Origin of the sequence: Halomonas rhizosphaerae, from assembly GCF_030010555.1 — a bacterium.
Lineage (GTDB): Bacteria > Pseudomonadota > Gammaproteobacteria > Pseudomonadales > Halomonadaceae > Halomonas > Halomonas rhizosphaerae.
The window spans coordinates 16,138-34,244 of record NZ_JASCQP010000030.1; the positions used below are offsets into that span (position 1 = coordinate 16,138).

General features: G+C 68.9%; 17 protein-coding genes. 14 read left to right on the forward strand and 3 right to left on the reverse strand.

From position 1 onward, the window contains the following. The first annotated feature begins 51 nt into the window (after positions 1-51). From QLQ83_RS14295 to QLQ83_RS14325, 7 genes are all read left to right on the forward strand, one after another. The gene (locus QLQ83_RS14295) at positions 52-663 is read left to right on the forward strand and encodes a superoxide dismutase (protein ID WP_282736189.1); all 612 of its coding nucleotides are present in this window, start codon (positions 52-54) and stop codon (positions 661-663) included. 240 nt (positions 664-903) lie between these two features. After that, entirely contained in the window at positions 904-1,710 is an 807-nt protein-coding gene (locus QLQ83_RS14300; protein WP_282736190.1) for a DUF3450 domain-containing protein, read from the forward strand. Next, positions 1,707-3,095: a MotA/TolQ/ExbB proton channel family protein gene (locus tag QLQ83_RS14305; RefSeq protein WP_282736191.1), complete on the forward strand. Its 1,389-nt coding sequence runs from the start codon at positions 1,707-1,709 to the stop codon at positions 3,093-3,095. The genes QLQ83_RS14300 and QLQ83_RS14305 overlap by 4 nt, the downstream gene beginning before the upstream one ends. Then, positions 3,079-3,612 (forward strand): MotA/TolQ/ExbB proton channel family protein, encoded by a 534-nt coding sequence (locus tag QLQ83_RS14310; protein WP_282736277.1) that lies wholly within the window; start codon positions 3,079-3,081, stop codon positions 3,610-3,612. Before QLQ83_RS14305 ends, QLQ83_RS14310 begins: the two co-directional genes overlap by 17 nt. After that, complete coding sequence (locus tag QLQ83_RS14315) at positions 3,605-4,015, forward strand: ExbD/TolR family protein (protein WP_282736192.1); 411 nt, start codon at positions 3,605-3,607, stop codon at positions 4,013-4,015. Before QLQ83_RS14310 ends, QLQ83_RS14315 begins: the two co-directional genes overlap by 8 nt. After that, positions 4,012-4,794: an energy transducer TonB gene (locus QLQ83_RS14320; protein WP_282736193.1), complete on the forward strand. Its 783-nt coding sequence runs from the start codon at positions 4,012-4,014 to the stop codon at positions 4,792-4,794. Before QLQ83_RS14315 ends, QLQ83_RS14320 begins: the two co-directional genes overlap by 4 nt. A 19-nt stretch (positions 4,795-4,813) precedes the next feature. Continuing rightward, positions 4,814-5,908 carry a hypothetical protein gene (locus QLQ83_RS14325; RefSeq protein ID WP_282736194.1) on the forward strand — a complete coding sequence of 365 codons (1,095 nt, stop codon included), beginning with the start codon at positions 4,814-4,816 and terminating at the stop codon, positions 5,906-5,908. A gap of 27 nt (positions 5,909-5,935) precedes the next feature. Here the strand turns inward: QLQ83_RS14325 and xthA are convergent, their stop codons facing one another. Continuing rightward, on the reverse strand, positions 5,936-6,763 hold the full coding sequence (gene xthA, locus QLQ83_RS14330) for an exodeoxyribonuclease III (protein ID WP_282736195.1): 828 nt from the start codon (positions 6,761-6,763) through the stop codon (positions 5,936-5,938). A gap of 2 nt (positions 6,764-6,765) precedes the next feature. Continuing rightward, on the reverse strand, positions 6,766-7,017 hold the full coding sequence (locus tag QLQ83_RS14335) for a hypothetical protein (RefSeq protein WP_282736196.1): 252 nt from the start codon (positions 7,015-7,017) through the stop codon (positions 6,766-6,768). Positions 7,018-7,186: 169 nt separating this feature from the next. On the opposite strand from QLQ83_RS14335, the gene rhlB reads away from it, so the two are divergent. Together rhlB and dinG are read left to right on the forward strand one after the other, a co-directional pair. After that, positions 7,187-8,461: an ATP-dependent RNA helicase RhlB gene (gene rhlB, locus QLQ83_RS14340; RefSeq protein WP_282736197.1), complete on the forward strand. Its 1,275-nt coding sequence runs from the start codon at positions 7,187-7,189 to the stop codon at positions 8,459-8,461. Positions 8,462-8,467: 6 nt separating this feature from the next. Next, positions 8,468-10,609, forward strand: coding sequence for an ATP-dependent DNA helicase DinG (gene dinG / locus QLQ83_RS14345; RefSeq protein ID WP_282736198.1), 2,142 nt, complete (start codon positions 8,468-8,470; stop codon positions 10,607-10,609). Between the two features lie 111 nt (positions 10,610-10,720). Here the strand turns inward: dinG and QLQ83_RS14350 are convergent, their stop codons facing one another. Next, complete coding sequence (locus QLQ83_RS14350; protein ID WP_282736199.1) at positions 10,721-11,800, reverse strand: 3-deoxy-7-phosphoheptulonate synthase; 1,080 nt, start codon at positions 11,798-11,800, stop codon at positions 10,721-10,723. A gap of 307 nt (positions 11,801-12,107) precedes the next feature. Here QLQ83_RS14350 and rpoE point away from each other — a divergent pair, with 307 nt between their 5' ends. From rpoE to lepA, 5 genes are all read left to right on the forward strand, one after another. Beyond that, positions 12,108-12,713: an RNA polymerase sigma factor RpoE gene (rpoE, locus tag QLQ83_RS14355; protein WP_282736200.1), complete on the forward strand. Its 606-nt coding sequence runs from the start codon at positions 12,108-12,110 to the stop codon at positions 12,711-12,713. 201 nt (positions 12,714-12,914) lie between these two features. Continuing rightward, positions 12,915-13,622 carry a sigma-E factor negative regulatory protein gene (locus QLQ83_RS14360; RefSeq protein ID WP_282736201.1) on the forward strand — a complete coding sequence of 236 codons (708 nt, stop codon included), beginning with the start codon at positions 12,915-12,917 and terminating at the stop codon, positions 13,620-13,622. Then, entirely contained in the window at positions 13,622-14,620 is a 999-nt protein-coding gene (locus tag QLQ83_RS14365) for a MucB/RseB C-terminal domain-containing protein (protein ID WP_282736202.1), read from the forward strand. The genes QLQ83_RS14360 and QLQ83_RS14365 overlap by 1 nt, the downstream gene beginning before the upstream one ends. Before the next feature lie 61 nt (positions 14,621-14,681). Continuing rightward, positions 14,682-16,103 carry a DegQ family serine endoprotease gene (locus tag QLQ83_RS14370; protein WP_282736203.1) on the forward strand — a complete coding sequence of 474 codons (1,422 nt, stop codon included), beginning with the start codon at positions 14,682-14,684 and terminating at the stop codon, positions 16,101-16,103. Positions 16,104-16,284: 181 nt separating this feature from the next. Continuing rightward, entirely contained in the window at positions 16,285-18,102 is a 1,818-nt protein-coding gene (gene lepA, locus QLQ83_RS14375) for a translation elongation factor 4 (protein ID WP_282736204.1), read from the forward strand. Positions 18,103-18,107 lie beyond the last annotated feature (5 nt).

An 18,107-nucleotide genomic window follows, 5' to 3' on the forward strand; every position in this document is an offset into this window, starting at 1 on the left:
GGGTGAACCGGGACCACGGGTCCCTCTAGACAGCAACGAGGAGGAGTGATCATGGCGCATACCCTTCCAGACCTTCCCTATGCCTACGATGCCCTGGAACCGCATATCGATGCGATGACCATGGAAATCCACCATTCCCGTCACCATCAGACCTACGTCAACAACCTCAATGCCGCCCTCGAGGGGACCGGCCTCGAGGAGGTTCACGTGGAGGAGCTGATTGCCAATCTGGACCACGTGCCGGAGGGCAAGCGCCAGGCCGTGATCAACAACGGCGGTGGCCATGCCAACCACTCGATGTTCTGGCAGATGATGTCCCCCGATGGAGGAGGAGAGCCCCATGACGAGGTGGCCCGCGCCATCGCGTCGGAACTGGGCGGCTTCGATGCGTTCAAGGACGCCTTCACCAAGGCGGCCCTGGGCCGCTTCGGCAGCGGCTGGGCCTGGCTTAGCGTGACACCGCAGGGCCAGCTGGTGGTGGAAAATACCCTGAACCAGGACAGCCCCATCATGGATGGCAACACGCCCGTCCTGGGGCTTGATGTCTGGGAGCACGCCTACTACCTCAAATACCAGAACAAGCGCCCGGACTATGTGGCGGCCTTCTTCAACGTGATCAACTGGGAGGACGTGGAGCGTCGCTACCGCAACGCCACGGCCTGATGCCAGGCCTTTCCCGTCGGATGAGCCGTACCCTCAGGGTGCGGCTTTTTTGCGCGTGCGACTTGAATCTCCGAGCTTGTCACAGGTCAGTGCCCGGTGGATCAGCAGCGCCATCCCGCGCCATCTGCTACCTGCGGATGACACCATCGTATCCGCACGGACGATTATCATGCGCATTGATAATCGTTCGTATTGGTGGCATGGTGGGCGCCCTGCCCGGGACCACGACGGAGAGCCATGGTGAGGATCTTTCGCTTACAATTACCGGCCGGCATCGCCCTCGGTCTGCTGACCCTCGGCCTTCTTCAGGCACAGGAATCCGTGATCGAAGAGGCCAGCCGGGCCCAGCGCGTCCAGGCCGAGCTGCAGTCGCGCATCGCCACGGTCGACGACGAGAGCCGCGAGATGCTTGCCGAGCTGCGCCGGCTAGAGGCCGAGACACGGCGCCTGGAGGTGCGCAGCGACGCCCTGGCGCCACGCCTGGAGCGACGCGGCGAGCGGCTGGATAGCCGCGAGGATGCGCTGGATACGCTGGCCGAGACCCGCGAGGCGCTGCCGAAGCTCGAGCAGGCGCTGATCTCGCGCCTGCGGACCTGGGTGGAACGCGACCTGCCGTTCCTCAAGGAAGAGCGCCTGGCCCGTGCCAGGAGTCTCGAGACAGGCCTGGCCGACCCCGATGCCTCGGCCGCGGAGCGCCTGGATCGTATTCTCGCCGCCTGGCGTACCGAGCTCGACTATGGCCGTGAACTGGACGCCTGGCGCGGCATCCTGAACGAGGGGAAAGACGAGGGAGACGCCCGCCGTGAGGTGGACTTCCTGCGCCTGGGGCGGGTGGGGCTCTACTACCTGACGCCGGATGGCCGGGAAGGTGGCGTCTGGCGCGCCGATGCCGAGCGCTGGGAGGCACTGGATGAAACCGGACGTGGTCAGCTGCGCCACGGCCTGCGCATCGCCCGCGACCAGCGGGCACCGGAACTGCTGACCCTGCCGATCTCCCGGCCGCTCGAGCGGGGAGCCACTACCACCGACGCGGAGGCGAGCTCATGATCCATCCCGGGATGCGTGTCGCACGCCGTGCCCTGGTAGGGCTGGTGATGGGCAGTCTGTTGATCGTCGGGCTGCCCGCCCAGTCTCAGGAGGAGCCCCTGACCACCCTGCGAGCCGAGCGCGAGGCGGCCGAGGCCCGTGATGCGGCGCGCCTGGCCGAGCTCGTCGAGGATCGCGAGGCCCTGCAGGCAGCTCTCGAGGAGGCCCGCGAGGCTCACAATGAAGCCCAGGCGCGCTTCGCGGGCCTGGCGGAACAGGAGCAGGCCCAGCAGACCCGTCGCGAGGCGCTCGACGAACGCCAGGCGGTTCAGGGAGAGGATCTTTCAGCGGTGCTGGATACCCTGGTGCGACACAGCGGCGAACTGCGCGATGACCTGGCGGAGAGCTGGATCACGGTGGGCGGCGCCGCGTTGCCGCCGCGCCTCGACGAGGCCGAGGTGCTCAGGCCCGAGCACCTTGAGACCCTGGGCGATGCGCTGATGGCGCTGACCGCCGAGACCGGGCGGGTCGTCGCGTTCGATGCGCCCGTGGCGGGCGGTGGCGGCCAGGTCGCCACCCGCGAGGTGGTGCGCCTGGGTGACCTGGCCGCCTTCAGCGAGGGGCAGCTGCTCGAGCACGGTGCCGAGGAGGATGTGCTCGCCACCGCGCCCCCCCTCCCGGCGGAGGTAAGCGAGCTGCTCGCCGATTTCCAGGCCGGGGAGGGGGAGCGGTTGGCCCTGGACCCTACCCGGGGGCAGGTCATCGAGGCCCTGGCCCAGCGGCCGAGCCTCAGGGAGCGCTTCCAGCAGGGCGGCGCCGTGGGCTATGTGGTGGTGGGCCTGGGTGCCATCGGCCTGCTGGTGGCACTGCTGCAGTACGCCTACCTGCTCAGGGTGAGCATGGCGACGCGCCGCCAGTTGCGCGATCTCGGCCGGCTGCGCGAAGACAACCCGCTGGGCAGAGTGCTGCTGCGCTTTCGGGCGCTCGCCGACGACCCCGTGCCCGAGGCGCTGGAGGCGCGCCTCGATGAGGCGGTGCTGGCCGAGTTGCCGCGGCTCGAGCGCGGCCAGCCGCTGGTCAAGCTGCTCGCCGCCGTGGCCCCGCTGTTGGGCCTGCTGGGCACCGTCACCGGCATGATCGTCACCTTCCAGGCGATCACGGTGTTCGGCACCGGCGACCCCCAGCTGATGGCCGGCGGCATCAGCCAGGCGCTGGTCACCACCGTGCTGGGCCTGATCACCGCGGTGCCGCTGCTGTTTGCCCATACCGCCCTGGCCGGACGCAGCCGTCACCTGGCGGGGGTGATGGAGGGCCAGGCCAGCGCGGCCTTGGCCAAGCAGCTCGAACATCGCCGGGCCTCCCCGACAGCATCCGGGAGCGAGCGCCGTGCTGCCGCTCTGGCTTGAACCCCTGGCGCGGCTGGTCGATGCCGGCGGGATCATCCTGGTGGGCATCGCCGGGGTGGCGGCGCTGCTCTTCGGCCTGGCCCTGGAGCGTGTGCTGTTCTTCCGCATCACCTACCGCCGCGCCCGCCGTGCCCTGATCGCGCGCTGGGCGGCGCGCCACGAGCACCTCAGCTGGAGCGCCTTGACCCTGCGGGAGGCCTGGACCCGCGAGCTGATCGCCCGGCTGAGGCGCCCGCTGCCCTGGCTGAAGCTGCTGGTGGGGCTTTGCCCGCTGCTCGGCCTGCTGGGCACCGTCACCGGCATGATCGCCGTGTTCGACAGCCTGTCGCTGAGTGACACCGGCCAGGCGCGGGCCATGGCCGATGGCGTGGCGCGGGCCACCCTGCCGACCCTGGCCGGCATGGCGGTGGCCGTGGTGGGGCTGCTGTTCACCAGCCGACTGGAACAGATCATCCGGCGCGAGGACCAGCGGCTGCATGACCGCCTGGCCCGCGCCGTGGAGGAGTCCCATGCGTAGACGCCGCAGCCTGGCCGCCGAGGAAGGCGATGCCGGCGAGATCAACCTGACCCCCATGCTGGATGTCGTCTTCATCATGCTGATCTTCTTCATCGTCACCACCAGCTTCATCAAGGAGAGTGGCGTGGAGATCGAGCGGCCCGAGTCCAGCGCCGCCAGCCCCCAGCCCGATGCCCGGCTGATGGTGGCGATCACCCCGGAGGGCACCGTCTGGGTGGACGGCCGGCCGGTGGACGCCCACCGCGTCGGCGAGGAAGTCGCAGCACTCGTCAGCGACGATGGCGGGGTGGTGATCCAGGCCGACCGCGAGGCCACCACCGGCCTGCTGATCGAGGTGATGGACCGTATCCGGACGGCCGGCGTCGAGCAGGTCGCGGTGGCTGCGAGCCGGGGCGCGCCATGACCCGGGTGCTGCTCTCGGCGTCGGCCGGCGTGGCCATGGCGCTGCTGCTGTTCTGGCTGCTGGCGCTGCTGGTCTCGCCCCCCGAGCCGGATATCGAGGTGCTGGAGATGAGCATGCCGCTGACCAGCATCGAGTCGCCCGACGCCGAACCCGAGGCGGCCGAGGTGCCCGCCGAGGCCGCCCCGCCGGCACCGTCGAAGCCGGTCGTCCCGCCGCCGCTGCCCGAGCCCGCGCCACTGGCGCAGAACGAGATGGTCCTGCCCGAGCCGGCGCTGCCGCCGGAAGAGGCTGAGCCGATGGAACTCGACACCGAGCTGCCCGAGCTCAGCGAGGCGCGGCCGGAACACGAACCGCAGCCCGAGCCGCAACCCGACCCTGATCCGAAGCCTGAACCGGAGCCTGAACCGGAGCCCCGGGCCGAAGCGTCGGCTCGGCCGTCCGACGCGGCCGAGGCATCCGGCGAGCCCGCCAGTGGCCAGCCGGATGCAGGCGCCCCCGAGGTCGGCGAACCGGTGGACGTGGGGCAGGCGGCGCCCACCGAGCGGGTGCCGCCGCAGTATCCGGCGCGGGCCCAGCGTCGCGGGCTCGAGGGTCACGTGGAGCTGGAGTTCGTGATCCGCGCGGACGGCAGCGTCGACCCGTCGAGCGTCCGCGTGCTCTCCGCCAGGCCGCGCAACGTCTTCGACAAGGCCGCGCGTCAGGCGGTAGCGCAGTGGCGCTTCGCGCCGGCCGACGGTCAGCGTCGCGCCCGGCAGCGGCTGGCATTCCAGCTGAGATAGCCTGCAACAGGGAGCTCTCATGTCGCATCTTCGTCGCCTTTCCCTGGTCATCGCCGGCTGGCTGCTGATGGCTCCCGTGGCCTTGTCGGCACCGGCGTTGCCGGGCGCCTTCATCGACGACCTGGAGCGCCTGCAGCAGCGTCTCGAGGCCGGCGAGATCGATGCAGTGAGCGAGCGGGCCCTGGCCCAGGCCGAGCGCCTGGCCGGCGGCAATGCCGCCGACCGCTGGGCCCGGGCCCTCTATCTGCAACTGGCCGCCGGCGCCGCGGCACGCGCCGACGACCCGGCGGCGGCCGCCGACCATCTTCTTGCCGCGCGCGAGATTCGTGGCGTGGAGGCGGCGCGGCAGGACCGTTGGCAGCGCGACGAGGCCCGGCTTCGCCTGGCGGCGGGAGAAGCCGCAGAGGGCGCCAGGCTGCTGGCCGACTGGTTGACGCGGCATGACGGCGAACCGCGGGATCGATGGCGCCTGGCGCGGGCGCTGGCCGAGCGGGAGCAATGGAATGACGCCGCCGACTGGGTGGAGCGCGCCCTGGCTGTCACGCCCGAGCCGAGCGAGGCCCAGCGCGGCCTGGCCATCTCGGCGCTCAGGCGCGCCGGACGGGACGACGCGGCCCTGGCGCTGCTGGCCGAAGGACTGGGGGAGAGTCGCGACCCCGAGCGCTGGCGGCAGGCCGCGGCCCTGGCCCGGCGGCTGGGTGACGCCGGCCAGGCCGTGGCGATCTGGGAGGCCGGCCGGCGGCGCGGGGTGCTCGAAGACAGCGACGACCTGCGCCGCCTGATCGAGCTGCACCTGGCCGGTGGCACCCCGGCGCGGGCCGCCGAGTACCTCGAGGAAGCCCTGAACGCCGGGCATCTGGAGGACAGCGAGGCGCATCGGCGCCTGCTGGCTCGGGCCTGGGAGGCGGCGCGTGACCGCGATCGTGCCCTGGGCGCCTGGGGGGCCGTGGCCAGGCGGAGCGACAGCGGCGGCGACTGGCTGAGGCTCGGCCAGCTTGCCCACGCCTGGGGACGCCACGACCTGGCCGAGCGGGCGCTGACCCGGGCTCATGAGCGGGGGGAGGACGACGCCGAGCGCTGGCTCGAGGCCATGGCCTCGATGGACGCCCGCTGAGTCATCGGCCTCAACACAGGGGGCTGCCTACAGCGCCAGCTCCGTCCACACCGGGGCATGGTCGGAGGGCTTCTGCATGCCGCGCAGGTCGTAGTCGATGCCGGCGTCCGTCACCTTCTCGGCGAGCGGCGCGCTCACCAGGATATGGTCGATGCGCAGGCCGCGCCGAGGGTCGCGCTCGAAGCCGCGGGAGCGATAGTCGAACCAGCTGAAGCGGTCGTCTGCCGTCGGGTAGCAAAGCCGGTAGCTGTCGGTGAGACCCCAGGCCTTGATGCCGGCGAGCCATTCGCGCTCCACCGGCTGGAAGCTGGTCTTGCCCTCGCGCAGCCAGCGTCTGCGGTTGGCCTCGCCGATACCGATGTCGCTCTCCTCGGGGGAGATGTTGAAGTCGCCCATCACCGCCAGGCGCTCGTCGGGGCGGTGCTGCGTCTCCAGCAGCCGCTGGAGCTGGGCGTAGAAGGCGCGCTTGTGGGGAAACTTGACCGGATGCTCGACGTTCTCGCCCTGGGGGAAGTAGCCGTTCCACACCGTGACGGGGTCGCCGCCGCCCAGGCGCACGCGCCCCCCGATCATGCGCCGCTGGGCCTGTTCGCCGTCATCGGGAAAGCCATGGAAGATCGCCTCCGGTTCCCCGCACTGGGCCGTGTCGACCAGCAGCGCCACGCCGTAGTGGCCCTTCTGGCCGTGGTAGAAGACGCGATAGCCCAGCGTCTCCACCGCCGCCACGGGGAACTCGCTGTCCTGGACCTTGGTTTCCTGCAGGCCGATCACCGCCGGGCGATGCGTCTCGACCAGGGCGGCGAGCTGGTGCAGGCGGGCGCGGATGCCGTTGATGTTGAAGGAGACCAGGCGCATCGTCAGTCGTCCTTGCGCTCGGGAGTGTCGCTGCCCGATGTCCCGGGGTGGATGGCGATCTGCTGCCCCGACTCCTGGCGGGCCATCTTGCGGGCCGCCTGCAACTTGCGCTGCTGGCGCTTCTTCTGAGTGAAGCGGGTCGTCGAGGTGACCTGGTCGGGATTCTCGTGGCGCCACTTCTTGAAATCCTTGCGCTTGCCGGTGCGGATCTGCACCTTGTCGGCGAGCGAACGGGTCTTCTTTCGGCGTGTCATGATGCAACTCCTTGCATGAATGGGCGCCATTCTACCAGTCGCGGCGGCCAGGCCGACAGCGCCGAACCGGCGGCAGCTGTCCGGGGCGCGCCCTCGTCGCCGGAGACTGGTACAATGCCGGTTTGCGTCATGCACCCCATCCACCGATACGGACAAGACAGCACAGCCTATGAGCGAGTCGGAACAGACCACAGCACCGGCCCAGAACCGCAAGCCCAAGCGTCGCCGGCGCAAGCCGCGCCGTCGCCAGTCGAACTGGGATCTGCGCCAGTTCCAGGTCCCCGTCGTGGCGGGCAAGTGGCGCTTCCATGACTTCGACTTGCCGCTGCCGTTGATGCGGGCCATCCATGCCCTGGGCTTCGAGTACTGCACGCCCATCCAGGCCGAGGCCCTGGCCCAGACCCTGCTGGGCGGTGACGTGGTGGGCAAGGCCCAGACCGGCACCGGCAAGACCGCCGCCTTCCTGATCTCGATCCTGGCCTACTTCCTCGAGGAGGAGGCGCCCAACGGCCAGAAGCCGGGGGCACCGCGGGCGCTGATCGTGGCCCCGACCCGCGAGCTGGCGCTGCAGATCGAGAAGGACGCCAAGGCCCTGGCCCGCTTCACGGACCTCAAGGTGGCCAGCGTCGTGGGCGGCATGGACTACCAGAAGCAGCGTGACGCTCTGGGGGACAGGCTCGACATCCTGGTCGCCACCCCGGGTCGGCTGCTGGACTTCCACGAGAAGCGCGACGTCGACCTCACCCAGGTGGAAGTGCTGGTGCTGGACGAGGCGGACCGCATGCTCTCCATGGGCTTCATTCCCGATGTCAAGCGCATCATCCGCCATACGCCGAACAAGGAGCAGCGCCAGACCTTCCTGTTCTCCGCCACCTTCAGCCAGGACATCCTCAACCTGGCCAGCCAGTGGACCCATGAGCCGGCCCATGTGGAGATCGAGGTCACCGTCGACAATGCCGCCGACATCGACCAGCGCGTCTATCTGGTCGGCGACGAGGACAAGCAGCGCCTGCTGGTCAACCTGCTCAAGCAGGAGAGCTTCGACCGCGTCATGGTGTTCGGCAACCGTCGTGACCTGGTGCGCAAGCTCGACGACCTGCTCGAGAAGGCCGGCATCAATGCCGCCATGCTCTCCGGCGACGTGCCCCAGAACCAGCGCATCGAGACCCTCGAGAAGTTCCGCGAGGGCCAGATCCAGGTACTGGTCGCCACCGACGTGGCGGGGCGCGGCATCCACATCGAGGATGTCAGCCACGTGATCAACTACACCCTGCCGGAAGACCCCGAGGACTATGTGCACCGCATCGGGCGCACCGGCCGCGCCGGGGCCAAGGGCGTCTCGATAAGCTTCGTGGGCGAGGAGGACGCCTTCTCCCTGCCCGAGATCGAACGCTACATCAACGACAAGCTGCCCTGCGAGCACCCGCCGGAAGGCCTGCTCTGACGGCCCATGCTTGAGGAGGCGCTGAAGGCCGAGATCCAGGACGCCTATCGTCGGGTTCTGGAGGGCCTCGAGCTCACGCCGCGCTATGGCCAGCGGCTGATGATCGCCGAGATCGCCCGCACCCTGGCGGGCATCGAGGCCGACGAGGCCGGCCGGCGCACCAGTGACGAGCATGTCTGCGTGCTCGAGGCCGGCACCGGGACCGGCAAGACCCTGGCCTACCTGCTGGCCGCGCTGCCGGTGGCGAAGGCCCGTGGCAAGCGGCTGGTCATCGCCACCGCCACCGTGGCCCTGCAGGAGCAGGTGCTCCATCAGGACCTGCCGGCGCTCAAGGCCCACAGCGGGCTCGACTTCGACTATGCCCTGGCCAAGGGGCGAGGGCGCTATGTCTGCGTGGCGCGCCTCGACCAGGCGCTGGACGGCGGGGAGGAGAACGCCACCCTGTCGCTCTTCGAGCAGTCCCTGGCCAGCGGCGGCGACGCCTTCCAGGCGCTGGTCAAGGACCTGGGCGAGGCCTACGGCAACGGCCGCTGGGAGGGCGACCGCGACAGCTGGCCCGAGGCCATCGAGGACAGCCACTGGCGCCGTCTCACCGTGGACCACCGCCAGTGCACCAACCGCCGCTGCGGCCACTTCGGGGCCTGTGCCTTCTTCCGTGCCCGCCGCCATCTCGAGAGCGCCGACGTGATCGTCGCCAACCACGACCTGGTGCTGGCCGACCTGGCACTGGGGGGCGGGGTGGTGCTGCCGGCTCCGGGTGATTGCATCCACGTCTTCGACGAGGGGCATCACCTGCCCGACAAGGCCCTCCAGCACTTCACCTACCGCTTCGCCGTGGGCGGTGCGCTGCGCTGGCTCAAGACCCTGAAGAGCTCGCTCACCGAGCTCAACCAGGCGCTGGCCCGCCAGCCGACCCTGGCGCGGCTGCTGGCGGGGCTTCCGGAGGCGATCAATGCCCTGGAGCCCCGGCTTGGCGAGGCCTTCGCCCTCGGCCACCAGCTGGCGGGCCGCCCCCAGGGGCTGGCCGACGGCGAAGAGAGCCGGCACCACCGTCTGGAGATGGGGCGCGCCCCCGAGGCACTGCGCGAGCAGGCGGGTGGTCTGGTGGTGATCTTCGCCGAACTCTCCCGAACGCTGGAGGGCATGGCCGACATCCTGCGCGAGAGCCTCGACCCGGACAAGCACACCGGCCTGCCGCGGGAACAGGCCGAGGCCTGGCTACCGCTGGTGGCGCTGCTCCACGGGCGTGCCCTGGAGGCCCATGCCCTGTGGCTGGCCTTCGCCGAGACGGATCCCGAGGGCGAGCCGCCGCGCGCCCGCTGGCTGACCCTGGAGCGCTTCAATGGCGAGCCCGAGCTGACCTTCTCGGCCAGTCCCGTCTCGGCAGCCCATACCCTGGCGAAGAGCCTGTGGGGCGCCACCTTCGGGGCCGTGGTGACCTCGGCAACGCTCACCGCCCTGGGGCGCTTCGAGCGGCTGCAGGAGCGTGCCGGGCTGGCTAACCGCTATCGCTATCAGCGCCTGCCCAGTCCCTTCGACTACTCCCGGGCGGTGCTCAGCGTGCCCCGGGAGGCGGTCGATCCCGCCGACCGCGAGGGGCACGAGCGGGCCATCGTCGACTTCGTGGAAGCACTCGGTGACCGGGAGGCGGTGCTGATGCTCTTCTCGTCACGGGCGCAGCTACGTGGTGTTGAGAAGGCGCTCTCCGGGGCCCGGCGCGAGCGGGTGCTGGCCCAGGATCGCCTGCCCAAGCGCGAGCTGATCACCCGCCACCGGGCGCGGGTGGACGCGGGGGAGGGCAGCATCATCTTCGGCCTGGCGAGCTTTGCCGAGGGGATCGACCTGCCCGGTGACTACCTCACCCATGTGGTGATCACCCGGCTGCCCTTCTCGGTACCCGACGACCCGGTGGGGGCGACGCTGGCCGAATGGATCGAGAGCCGCGGCGGCAATGCCTTCATGCGCATCAGTGTGCCGGACGCTTCGATCAAGCTGGTGCAGGCCTGTGGCCGACTGATCCGCAAGGAGGCCGACCATGGGCGCATCACCCTGCTAGATCGCCGGGTGTTGACCCGCCGCTACGGCCGGGCGCTGCTCGACGCCCTGCCTCCTTTCGTGCGCGAGATCGACGGCGTACGCGAAGTCTGAGCGGCAGAGGGAAGGGGGAAGGGGGAGAGATCCCCGGTCAGCGTAGGCGTCACCCGCAACGAACGGGCCCGCCGTCAGGCAGGCCCGGGAGTGTGGGGGCGGCGACAGGGCTCAGGCGGCCTGGCGTCGCTCGGCCAGCACCGGCGCGAGTTTCTCGTTCATGCGCTTGAAGGCGTCGACGGTGGTGTCCCAGTCGATGCAGGCGTCCGTGATGGAGACGCCGTACTTGAGCTGGCTGAGATCCTCGGTCAGTTTCTGGTTGCCCCAGCCGATATTGGACTCGACCATCAGGCCGATGATCGAGCGGTTGCCCTCGAGGATCTGGTTGGTGACGTTCTCCAGCACCAGCGGCTGCAGGGCCGCATCCTTGTTGGAGTTGGCGTGGGAGCAGTCGATCATGATGTTGGGCTTGATCCCGGCCTTCTTCAGCTCCTGCTCGGCCAGCGCCACGCTGACGCTGTCGTAGTTGGGCTTGCCGTTGCCGCCGCGCAGCACCACATGGCCATAGGCGTTGCCGCGGGTGCGGATGATCGCCACCTGGCCGGCCTGGTCGATGCCCAGGAAGTTGTGGGGGTGAGAGACCGACTGCAGGGCATTGACCGCGACGTCCAGGCTACCGTCGGTGCCGTTCTTGAAGCCCACCGGGCAGGAGAGTCCCGAGGACATCTCGCGGTGTGTCTGGGACTCGGTGGTGCGGGCGCCGATCGCCGACCAGCTGATGCAGTCCTGCAGGTACTGCGGCGAGATCGGGTCCAGCGCCTCGGTGGCCAGGGGCAGGCCCATCTCGGCGAGCTGGACCAGCAGCTTGCGGGCGATATGCAGGCCCTCCTCGATCTCGAAGGAGCCGTTGAGGTGAGGGTCGTTGATCAGGCCCTTCCAGCCCACCGTGGTGCGGGGCTTCTCGAAGTAGACGCGCATCACGATGTAGAGGCTGTCCTTGACCTCATCGGCCAGCCGGCGCAGGCGGCGCGCATAGTCCAGGGCGGCATCCACGTCATGGATGGAACAGGGGCCCACCACCATCAGCAGGCGAGGATCACGGCCGTCGAGGATGGCCTGGATCGTCTCGCGGCCCTCGATCACCGTGCGCTCGGCGGCCTCGGTGAGGGGGATCTCCCGCTTGAGGGCCTCGGGTGTGATCAGGACGTCCTGGGCGAGAACGTTGAGGTTATTGACCTGCTGCTCTGACATTGTGCTTCCTGTATCGTGTCTGCGCTGATGGCGATGTCCAGTGGCATCTACTATCGCGCGCGGGGCCGGCAAATTCAATCGCCGCGGGAACCCGGCGGGCCGCTGCAGGTCCCATCGCCGGCAACGGGGCAAGGCAATCGGCTTGATGGACGTTCAAGAAACAGGAACACTTGTACCTCTCGTGATTCATGACCCTGACCATTCAGTGGCTGCAAGGCCCCAGGTTGACACTATGCTAGCAACGCCAGACCGTTCGCGACCCGCCGTCGGGTCGCCGTCCGTGCCTCTCTGTTCGGGGAGGGCCTGAATGGGCACCCGGGAAACCGACCAGCAGCTCGTCGAGCGCGCCCAGAAGGGGGACACCCGCGCCTTCGATCTGCTGGTGAAGAAGTACCAGCACAAGATCATCGGCCTGATCGGCCGCTATGTGCACGACCACGCCGAGGTGCAGGACGTGGCGCAGGAGGCCTTCATCAAGGCCTACCGGGCACTGGGCAAGTTCCGCGCCGAGAGCGCGTTCTACACCTGGATGTACCGCATCGCCATCAATACCGCGAAGAACTACCTGGTCTCGAAGGGGCGTCGTCCCCCGGGCAGCGATCTGGACATCGCCGATGCCGAGATCGTCGACCACAGCGGACGGCTGGCCGATACCGAGACCCCCGAGGCCGCCATGGCCCGCGACCAGCTCGAGGCGGCCATCTTCGAGGCGATCGAGGGCCTGCCTGACGACTTGCGGACCGCGATCACCCTGCGTGAGCTCGATGGCCTCTCCTACGAGGATATCGCCGCCATCATGCAGTGTCCCGTGGGTACCGTCCGCTCGCGGATCTTCCGGGCCCGGGAGGCGGTGGACCAGCACATCCGCCCGCTCGTCACCACTTCCCGCAACCAGGAGTCGGTGGTCGAATGAGGCGTTGGAGGCGAGAAACTGCAAGCTTTTTGACGATTTGCTGAACTGTCCGGCATCTGCGACGTCATATGCGGTGACCGGCCCGCCACCAGCGGGCAACAACATGCCGACATGGCCAGGGCGACACGCGCCGATGTCGGGATCAACAGGCTGTCAAAGGACCCGGACCGGGTCGCCTTGTCGAGTGTGAGGGTGTGAAGAATGAGTCAGAACGCACGGGAATCGCTTTCTGCCCTGATGGACAACGAAGGGGATGAGCTGGAGCTGCGTCGAGTCCTGAAGTCACTGGACGACTCCCCGGATGCCGCCGAGACCTGGCGCCGCTACCATCTGATGCGCAGCCTGATGCGACGGGAACCGGAGGTCGATGTCGCCACCGACCTCTCGGCGGGCATCATGGCGCGCCTGCAGGACGAGCCGCTGCCCCGGGTCGACGCCGGCGAGCCATCCGGTCGTCCCGTGTCGCTGGCGCGCGGTGCCGGCATCGCTGCCGCCGTGTCCCTGATGGTCATCACCGGCGTGCAGTTCTACAACGGTAGCCTCGACTCGGGGCAGGCCCCCGCCGAGGTGGCCACCCAGGGCCAGCCGGGGGGGGAGATGCAGGCTAGCCCTGCCGCTCTCGGCGGGTCGGAGCTGGCGTCCTCCGGCGCCGACAGCCGTCCCTCGCTGCCGGGCCTGCCGCTCTTCCAGACGCCCTCCGGTGATTCCCGGGGCGCGATGACGGTGGGGGCGGGCTTCGATTCGCCGCTGTTCCTCTCCCCGCGGCAGTCCGCCCGGGATGACCAGCAACAGGCTCAGCTGTTGCAGTCCTACCTGGACCGCCATGCCGAGGGCGCGGCCTATCGCAGCGGTGACACCTGGATGCCGCTGCTGCGTGCGTCCGGTAGCGAGTCCCTGGGGCAGCACTGATGCGTCAGGGTCGTCCGACCCGCCTGCTCGGTGGGATGCTGGTCGCGGCCCTGCTGATCCACTCGTCAGGCGCGGTGGCACAGCCCGACGACGACTCGACCCAGGCCGAGCGATTCGACTGCCGCTCCCTGGCGGAGCGCGAGCCCCCCGAGACGGCCCTGGGCTGGTTGGAGCGCAGCCTCTGGGCCAACCACTGTTACGAGTTCCAGGCGCGGGCGGTACGTATCGGCGGCGACGGGGTCCGTTCCCTGGCGCTTTCCCATGATGTCGTGGAGGGCGTCGAGCGCGAGGTGGCCCGGTTTCTGGACGGTCCCGCGGTGGTCTTCGAGCGACGCGGGCGTATCGGGCGCCTGAGCTGGGCCGAGGGTGATGCCCCGGTGCCGGCCTCGCCGGCGGGGATCGCCCAACACCTAGATGGCCTCTACCGTCTCCAGCTGAGCGGTGAGGAGCGCCTTGCCAATCGCACCACCATCCGCCTCGACATCGAACCCCTGGATGTCATGCGGTATGGCCATCGCTTCTGGCTCGACACTGCCACGGGGCTGCCGCTCAAGCAGATCCTGCTGGACGAGGAGGGGCGCGTGGTGGAGACCTTCCAGATCACCGAGCTGCGTCAGCCACAGCTGTACCAGGGAGAGATCGGCCTCGACCGACGCCGTGCCCGCCCGGAGGACCCCTGGCACCCCGCCTGGCTACCCACGGGCTTTATCCCCCAGCCCGTGGAGACCCGCAGTTCTCGCCACGACGATGATGTCGGCCACCGGGTCTACAGTGACGGGCTCGCCACCCTCAGCCTGTTCGTGGAACCCGTGGAGGGACCGGACCAGCTGATCCCGGGCATGCATCGCCTCGGCGTCTCCCATGCGGCCGTGCGCCATCGCGAACTCGGCGGTCAGACCCGCCAGGTGGTGGTGATGGGTGAGCTCCCCCCCGGTGTCCTGCTGCGCGTGGCCGATTCGGTGGAGTGGCAGGCCGGCGATGAGGGCGACATGCCCTGAACCTTTTGACACACAGACGGTATGAAGGACACTTCCATTCTTGCCGATGCAGGAGCCTTTCATGAAGCGCATGACACGACACCTTTCCCTCTGGATGCTGCTCGCCACGGCCCTGCTGGCGTGGCAGACGGCCATGGCCCGCGAGCTACCGGACTTCACCGAACTGGTCGACCAGGCCGCGCCCGGCGTGGTCAACATCTCCACCTCGCGGATGGTGGAACGCCAGGCGTCTCCCTTCGGCGAGTTCGGCGGCCAGGAGATCCCGGAGATCTTTCGTCACTTCTTCGGCGACCGTTTCCCGGTGCCGCCCGGAGGGGCGCCGGGGCGCAGCGAGGAGCGCCAGTCCCTGGGGTCGGGCTTCATCATCGACGAGGCCGGCTACATCATGACCAATGCCCATGTGGTGGAGGGCGCCGACGAGATCCTGGTGCGACTCAACGACCGGCGCGAACTCGAGGCCGAGCTGATCGGTGCCGATACCAAGACGGATGTCGCCCTGCTCAAGGTCGACGCCGACGGACTGCCGGCCCTTACCCTGGCGGACTCCGATGATCTCCGGGTCGGGGAGTGGGTCGCCGCGATCGGCTCGCCCTTCGGTTTCGACCACTCGGTGACGGCTGGCATCGTCAGTGCCATCGATCGGACTCTGCCCCGCGATGCCTACGTCCCCTTCATCCAGACCGACGTGGCGATCAATCCGGGCAATTCCGGCGGCCCGCTGTTCAACCTGGACGGCGAGGTGGTCGGCATCAACTCGCAGATCTTCACCCGCAGCGGCGGCTTCATGGGGCTCTCCTTCGCGATCCCCATCAACGTGGCCCTGGATGTCGCCGACCAGCTGCGTGACGACGGTCGCGTCAGCCGCGGCTGGCTCGGGGTGATGATCCAGCCGGTGTCCCGTGACCTGGCCGAGTCCTTCGGCATGGACAACACCGAGGGGGCGCTGATCGCCGACCTCGATCCCGAGGGGCCGGCGGCCCAGGGCGGGCTCCAGGCCGGCGACGTCATCCTCGAGGTGAACGGTGAGGCGGTGGAGAGCTCCAGTACCCTGCCGCGGCTGATCGGACGGGTCAGCCCGGGCAGCGATGTGGAACTGACGCTGCTGCGCGACGGCGAGCGTCGCGAGGAGACCGTCACCGTGGGCGACTGGCCCGACAGCCAGGGCGGCACGGCAACTGGCCAGGGCGAGGAACCGGCGCCGGCGCGGCTGGGCATCGCCGTGGCACCGCTGGAGGACGCCGAGCGTCGTGAACTCGGCATCGAGGGCGGTGTCCGGGTGCGCGAGGTGGACCCGCGCGGCACGGCCGCTCAGGCGGGCATCCGGGCCGGCGATATCCTGGTCAGCATCGACCAGAGCGCGGTGGAGAACCCCGACCAGCTTGCCGAACTGGTGACCGGGCTGCCCGATGATCGCGCGATTCCGGTGCGCCTCTACCGCGACGGCCGTTCGCTGTTCGTGGCGCTGCGGCTCTCCCGCGGCTGACCCCGCCGCCTCGGCGAGCGGCAGCAATCACGCGACCCGATGGCGCCCGCCATCGGGTCGCTGTATCTGGCAGGCGCATCCCGCTACAATGGCGCCCAATCCGACCAGAGCCCGCCAGCCGACCGCAACGCGATCCATCCTGTCGGCCGTGGCCCGACACCCACAAGGCAGAATCGACTCGATGTCCCAAGACGCAACCGCCGACCCCCTCAAGCACATCCGCAACTTCTCGATCATCGCGCACATCGACCACGGCAAGTCGACCCTGGCCGATCGCCTGATCCAGACCTGCGGTGGGCTGACCGAGCGTGAGCTCAAGGAGCAGGTGCTCGATTCCATGGACCTCGAACGCGAGCGTGGCATCACCATCAAGGCGCAGTCGGTGACGCTGGACTACCACGCCCAGGACGGCAACACCTACCAGCTGAACTTCATCGACACCCCGGGACACGTGGACTTCTCCTACGAGGTGTCGCGTTCGCTGTATGCCTGCGAAGGCGCACTGCTGGTGGTCGATGCCGGCCAGGGCGTCGAGGCCCAGTCGGTGGCCAACTGCTATACCGCCATCGAGCAGGGCCTCGAGGTGCTGCCGGTGCTCAACAAGATGGACCTGCCCCAGGCCGACCCGGACAAGGTCTCTCACGAGATCGAGGAGATCATCGGGCTGGACGCCACCGACGCCTGCCAGGTCTCGGCCAAGAGCGGGCTGGGGATCGACGCGCTGCTCGAACGCCTGGTGCGCGACATCCCGCCGCCCAAGGGTGACCCCAAGGCCCCCCTACAGGCGCTGATCATCGACTCCTGGTTCGACAATTACCTGGGCGTGGTCTCGCTGGTGCGGATCTTCGACGGCACCCTGAAGAAGGGCGAGAAGATCCGCATCAAGTCCACCGGGCGTGACTGGCAGGCCAACGAGGTGGGCATCTTCACCCCGCTGCGTCGTGAAACCGGCATCCTGCGCGCCGGCGAGGTGGGGTTCATCGTGGCCGGTATCAAGGAGATCCAGGGTGCCCCGGTGGGGGATACCATCACCCATACCAGGACCCCTGACGTCGCGCGTCTGCCCGGCTTCCAGAAGGTCAAGCCGCAGGTCTATGCCGGGATGTTCCCGGTCAGCGCCGACGACTACGAAGACTTCCGCGACGCCCTGGAGAAGCTGGCGCTCAACGATGCCTCGCTGGACTACGAGCCGGAGAACTCCGACGCCCTGGGCTTCGGCTTCCGCGTCGGCTTCCTCGGCACCCTGCACATGGAGATCGTCCAGGAGCGCCTCGAGCGCGAGTACGACCTGGACCTGCTGACCACGGCGCCCACCGTGGTCTATGAGCTGCTGCTCAAGAATGGCGAGGTCATCTACGTCGCCAACCCCTCCAAGCTGCCCGACATGGCTGACGTGGAGGAGATGCGCGAGCCCATCGTGCGCGCCAGCATCCTGGTGCCCCAGGACTTCGTCGGCAATGTCATCACCGAGTGCGAGCAGCGCCGCGGCACCCAGCTCGACATGCAGTTCCTCGGCAGCCAGATCCAGCTCACCTATGAGCTGCCGATGAGCGAGGTGGTGATGGACTTCTTCGACCGCCTGAAGTCCATCTCCAAGGGCTATGCGTCGCTCGAGTACAATTTCGAGCGTTTCCAGGCGGCCAAGCTGGTGCGCCTGGACGTGCTGATCAACGGTGACCGGGTCGATGCCCTGGCGGTGATCATCCATCGCGATCACGCCCACAGCCGCGGTCGCCTGCTGGTCGAGAAGATGAAGGAGCTGATCCCGCGGCAGATGTTCGATGTGGCGATCCAGGCCGCCATCGGCGGCCAGGTGGTGGCGCGCTCCACCGTCAAGGCGCTGCGCAAGAATGTCACCGCCAAGTGCTACGGCGGCGACGTGAGTCGCAAGAAGAAACTGCTCGAGAAGCAGAAGGCGGGCAAGAAGCGCATGAAGCAGGTCGGTCGAGTGGAGATTCCCCAGGACGCCTTCCTTGCCGTGCTCAGGGTCAATGACTAGGAACG